The 1,409-nt window shown below is 41.3% G+C and carries 1 protein-coding gene; it reads right to left on the bottom strand.

The window, feature by feature from the left end; translation table 11 throughout:
- Positions 1 to 40: 40 nt before the first annotated feature.
- Positions 41 to 1,409: class I adenylate-forming enzyme family protein (locus tag AC1DUW_RS28745; protein WP_477644176.1), on the bottom strand; the 1,369-nt coding region annotated here is incomplete at its 5' end.

The raw sequence follows: 1,409 nt of genomic DNA, 5'->3' as shown, positions 1-1,409 counted from the left end.
CGAGTATTCTGCTATCATGTTAGATATGCTCCTTTCAATTTCAGACTGGACGGCTGACCTTCGCATCCATCTGATCAAGAAGTCTCGATTTTTGGATTTTCCCGCTAGCAGTCATTGGAAAATTCTCAATGAACATGACTTTCCCTGGGACTTTATAATTTGCTATTTGTTTCTTTACATAGGATTTAATTTCTTCTTCTGTAATTTCTGTTCCTTTTTTTAGTTGAATGAAGGCGCACACCACTTCACCAAGCACTTCATCTGGAATGCCCACGACTGAAGCAACCTTGATGTTTGGATGTTTGGTCAGCACACTTTCAATTTCCTGAGGATATATGTTATAGCCCCCACGGATTATCATTTCTTTTTTTCTGCCTACAAAATGCAGATATCCTTCTTCATCCTGCACACCTAGATCACCTGTATAGAACCATCCATCTTGATCAAGAACATTGTCCGTCTGTTCTGGCATTTTATAGTAACCTTTCATCAAACCAAAGCTTTTGAGGGCTATCTCCCCTGTTTCCCCTAATGGGATTTCAAGTCTGTTTTCATCAACAATTTTCAACTCAACCCCCGGAATCGGTTTTCCGAGTGTCTTCGTTATTTTCTGTTCATCATCATCATAAGGTGTCATTGTAACCGTAACTGTTTCCGTTATCCCAAATGATTGACAAAGTTTTATGCCCATGCGATCTCGTATTTCCTTGACTTTACTTGGTGGAATTGGAGCAGATCCCACCATTCCTGTACGCAATGTCGACAAGTCGTAACTATCAAAATCCTCCAGTCCTATTTCTTTAATGAACATTGTTGGAACACCCATCTTTATCGTGACTTTTTCTTGTTCAATCAGTTTAAGAGTTTCACGGGGATGATATTTCTCCTGTAACACCATTCGTGCCCCGGCGGATACGCCGCAAAACAAGTTGCATGCCATGCCAAAGATATGAAACAGCGGCGCTGATACAACAAAAACGTCCTCTTCAGTACATCTAAGTTCCCCTGCTAATGTATTCGCGGATTGTACCACACCTCTGTGCGTGATCATAACGCCTTTTGGCACACCGGTTGTCCCGGACGTATACAAAATACAAAATAGATCGTTATTTACATCAATTTCAGCTTCCATGACATCACCATCGATTTTGTTCTCGTATGAATGGAGACCATCCCGTGTGAACCGTACAGAGATCAATGACGGTACAATCGACTGCGCTTCTTTTAACCCAAAGTTTTGATCAAATTCTTCAGTCACTATCAACGCTTTCGGCTCGGAATTCTTTAAGATGTATTCGACTTCATGTGTTCGATATTTGTGGTTAAAGGGGACGATCACCGCCCCAATTTTGGCTGCAGCAAAAAATATAACCACTGTTTCATACCAGTTGGGCAATGACACAGCAATC

The sequence above is a fragment of the Peribacillus sp. P4_C12 genome (assembly GCF_056402095.1).
The sequence above is the reverse complement of the archived record's forward strand: the minus strand, read 5'-3'. Positions and strand labels throughout refer to the sequence as shown.